Raw genomic sequence first — 3,422 nt, 5'->3', positions numbered from 1 at the left:
ATGTCGAACGGTTGTGGCAGGCGCTTCATGAGACAATAACCCGAAATCACCAGTGCAGTTCAATGTGGCAACTGTTGAAAAAGGTCCATCACTTTATGAATACCGTCAGCCCATTCCCCGGGGGAAAACATGGGCTGGCTAAAGTGTAGCGGTATTAGGATCAGTTATTTAGTATTAATGTGCATAAGGCACTGTTGCCTGTTTGCCGATGGAGAGAAAAAGAATGCATCAAATGAAGCGCCTGAAAATGCTGACGGCAGCGACGCTGCTGGCGTTAAGCCTGCCTGTGACTTCTGCGTTTGCTGCGCTGGCCGCAGGAGAAACCGCACCGGACTTTAAACTGGAAGCGGCTCTGGCAGGTAAAGAAACGACCTTCTCCTTACAGCAGGCACTGAAAAAAGGACCGGTTGTACTTTATTTCTTCCCGGCGGCGTTCAGCGCTGGCTGCACGCTGGAAGCGCATGCTTTTGCGGAAGCAACCGATGAGTTTAAAAAGCAGGGCGCAACGGTAATTGGCGTGACCGCAGGTAATACCGATCAGATTGCGAAATTCTCTCAGCTTGAGTGTCGCGATAAGTTCACCGTCGCCGCCGATCCGGGTGCCAAAGTGGCGGCCGAATACAAAAGTACGATGGAAATGAAAGGCAAAACTCTGTCTGACCGCACATCGTATGTTATTGCGCCTGATGGCAAAATTTTGCTGAGTTATACCGATAAAAATCCAGAGGCCCATATTCAGAAGACCCTGAATGCCGTGAAAAAATACCGTCAGGCTAACCCGGCTTAATCTCACATCTGGACAGCGCCATCATGTTGACTGCTATCGCCGCCGCGTTTCTGGGCGGCATTATTCTTAATCTCATGCCCTGTGTATTCCCGGTGATCTCGCTGAAGGCCCTGAGTCTGCTGCGCCACAATGCCCAACCCGCACATGCGCGAGCCGAAGGGCTGGCTTTTCTGGTGGGTGTGGTTGTCACGATGGTGCTGCTGGTCAGTGTGCTGTTACTGGCAAGAATGGGGGGCGCTTCCGTCGGCTGGGGTTTTCAGTTGCAATCACCGCTGGTGATAGCCTTACTGGTGCTAATCATGGTGGCATCGGCCCTCAACCTGTTCGGCCTGTTTGAGGTTGGCTTATCCCTTCAGCGGGCGGGTGAAGTCGGAGGCGAGCGGGGAGGGCTAACCGGATCGGCACTCACCGGCGCGCTGGCCATCGTCGTCGCCACGCCCTGTAGCGCGCCGTTTATGGCCAGCGCCATCGGCTATGCCTTTACGCAACCTCCCGTTATCAGTGTGGTTATTTTCCTTTCACTGGCGCTGGGGTTTGCAGCACCGTTCACACTAATTTCCTTTTTCCCTGTGTTTGCCCGCCTGCTACCTGCGCCGGGTGCCTGGATGATCACGCTCAAACACGGGCTCGCCTTTCCCATGCTGGGGGCGGCGGGGTGGTTGATTTGGGTACTGGAGCGTCAGGCGGGTTCGACAGCCCTGGCAGCCATTCTGACATGCTGCCTGGTGCTGAGTTTTGCCGCCTGGCTGTATGGTATGGCGCAAAAGCGACAGATGATGGGAAGGCGGCACTGGGCATTACACATCGCTACAGCCGCCATGGTCGTTCTGTTAATTCCGCCGTTGTTAACATTGAAAACCGCCACGACAACGCCGGATTCGCCCGATACCGTTGCCGCGGCCGCGGTGGCATGGACACCTCAAAATGTTGAGGCGATAAAAGGTCAGGGCAAACCCGTTCTGGTCAATTTTACGGCCTCATGGTGCATTACCTGTCAGGTTAACGAGCGCACTTCCCTGTCGACGCAGGCGGTTAAGCAAGCTATGGCGCGCACTGACACCATCTATATGATTGCGGACTCCACGAAGTACAATCCTGATGTCGAACAGGCGCTCAGCGACTTTGGTCGCGGCGGATTGCCGCTGTATGTCGTTTACCCTGCGGATGGCGGAAAACCTGTCGTTCTGCCGCAGGTGTTAACCCCGGGCATCGTCATCACGGCACTGCAGCAGGCCAGTGAAAAAGGTAAAAAAACCTGATGGCCTTATTGCTGCGGCAGACCATTAAACCTGCATTCAGGCCTGCGCACGCGTAAGGCGGGCCTGAACCTGCACGGCATGCACACAGGATGAACATGAAAACAATCGGACTGATCGGTGGGATGAGCTGGGAATCCACGCTGCCTTATTACCGTTTTATCAATGAAGGTATTCGGGAAAGACTGGGCGGATTACACTCGGCACGACTGCTGTTACACAGCGTCGATTTTCACGATATTGAAGTCTGTCAGCGTGAGGGCAACTGGGCACAGGCAGGCAAGCAGTTGGGTGAAGCCGCCCGGGGACTGGCACTTGCCGGGGCCGAAGCCATCGTGCTGTGTACCAATACGATGCACAAGGTTGCCGACGATATAGAAGCCCACTGCAATCTTCCCTTTTTACACATTGCCGATGCCACGGGCAGGGCGATAACAGCCAGAGGGATGACGCGAGTCGCCTTGCTGGGCACCCGCTATACGATGGAGCAGGATTTTTATCTGGGGCGGTTACAGCAACGGTTTTCGATTAACACGATCGTGCCGGAGGCGGAGCAGCGCGCCACCCTCAATCACATCATTTTTGATGAACTCTGCATGGGAAAATTTACCGAAAGCGCACGCCAGTATTATCTTGATGTGATCACGCAGCTGCGCGATCAGGGCGCGCAAGCGGTGATTTTCGGCTGCACGGAAATCGGCCTGCTGGTTCCCGAGGCGCAAAGCGCTCTGCCTGTCTTTGATACCACCAGCCTTCATGCCCGTGATGCCGTAGACTTTATGTTGTCCTGATTGTCCGTTATCCGGGCAACCAAAAAGTCTGTTCGTCGGCGTCATTAAGGGGTTTCAAATATCACGTAGAGCTTACGCATGGTCGTGTCCATAACCCATGTGCCTTCCGTATTTGCTTCAAAAAACAACGTATCGCCGGGTTTGAAATGCTGTGGTGTTTCGCCATCAGCAGTAAAAGATCCCGTTCCGGAAAGGAAGTGCATCATCTCCGCTTGCTTTACGCCGCGACGATAGCTGCCCGGCGAACATTCAAAAATGCCCATATCAATACTCTCATGGCCCGGGATGACTTTCTGCAGCCCGGCGATCATGATTTCAGGTGAACCAGGTAATCCCTCAACGGTACCCCAGGGTTCGAGAGTGCTGATCGAAGCAGGTTGTTCAAGTTTTTGTACTTTCATTTTTTCTTCCTGAGCGATTGTCACGGTTATGGCAGGCATTGCACGTTGCCCTTAGCGTAAGTAAGCGTCACATTTAAACCGTCTGTGCAGCGGGCTCCGGTTCCGGGAAAATAGTGTCCATCATTTTTTAATGGACACTATCGCGTGAAACACCGGACATGGCTCCTTGAGGCGCTTCGCCTCCATT

At 54.0% G+C, this 3,422-nt stretch carries 4 protein-coding genes and 1 pseudogene; 4 read left to right on the top strand and 1 reads right to left on the bottom strand.

What is annotated here, in order from left to right:
* From F7Q90_RS24980 to F7Q90_RS24965, 4 genes and pseudogenes are all read left to right on the top strand, one after another.
* Nucleotides 1–149, top strand: a pseudogene (locus tag F7Q90_RS24980) (IS630 family transposase); the annotation flags it as partial.
* A 74-nt stretch (nt 150–223) separates the two neighbouring features.
* Nucleotides 224–787 carry a peroxiredoxin gene (locus tag F7Q90_RS24975; RefSeq protein ID WP_006122089.1) on the top strand — a complete coding sequence of 188 codons (564 nt, stop codon included), beginning with the start codon at nt 224–226 and terminating at the stop codon, nt 785–787.
* Nucleotides 788–810: 23 nt separating this feature from the next.
* Nucleotides 811–2,046, top strand: coding sequence for a protein-disulfide reductase DsbD family protein (locus tag F7Q90_RS24970; RefSeq protein ID WP_006122090.1), 1,236 nt, complete (start codon nt 811–813; stop codon nt 2,044–2,046).
* A 95-nt stretch (nt 2,047–2,141) separates the two neighbouring features.
* On the top strand, nt 2,142–2,834 hold the full coding sequence (locus F7Q90_RS24965) for an aspartate/glutamate racemase (RefSeq protein ID WP_006122091.1): 693 nt from the start codon (nt 2,142–2,144) through the stop codon (nt 2,832–2,834).
* A 44-nt stretch (nt 2,835–2,878) separates the two neighbouring features.
* Here the strand turns inward: F7Q90_RS24965 and F7Q90_RS24960 are convergent, their stop codons facing one another.
* Nucleotides 2,879–3,235 (bottom strand): cupin domain-containing protein, encoded by a 357-nt coding sequence (locus F7Q90_RS24960; protein ID WP_006122092.1) that lies wholly within the window; start codon nt 3,233–3,235, stop codon nt 2,879–2,881.
* Nucleotides 3,236–3,422: the final 187 nt, after the last annotated feature.

The organism is Pantoea stewartii subsp. stewartii, assembly GCF_008801695.1.
In the GTDB taxonomy this organism is placed as follows: Bacteria; Pseudomonadota; Gammaproteobacteria; order Enterobacterales; family Enterobacteriaceae; genus Pantoea; species Pantoea stewartii.
The sequence above is the reverse complement of the archived record's forward strand: the minus strand, read 5'-3'. Positions and strand labels throughout refer to the sequence as shown.

Bases quoted from the DNA above. Each gene is read 5' to 3' on its own strand.
- F7Q90_RS24965 (WP_006122091.1), top strand. From the start codon at position 2,142: ATGAAAACAATCGGACTGATCGGTGGGATGAGCTGGGAATCCACGCTG.
- F7Q90_RS24960 (WP_006122092.1), bottom strand. From the start codon at position 3,235: ATGAAAGTACAAAAACTTGAACAACCTGCTTCGATCAGCACTCTCGAA.
- F7Q90_RS24970 (WP_006122090.1), top strand. From the start codon at position 811: ATGTTGACTGCTATCGCCGCCGCGTTTCTGGGCGGCATTATTCTTAAT.
- F7Q90_RS24975 (WP_006122089.1), top strand. From the start codon at position 224: ATGCATCAAATGAAGCGCCTGAAAATGCTGACGGCAGCGACGCTGCTG.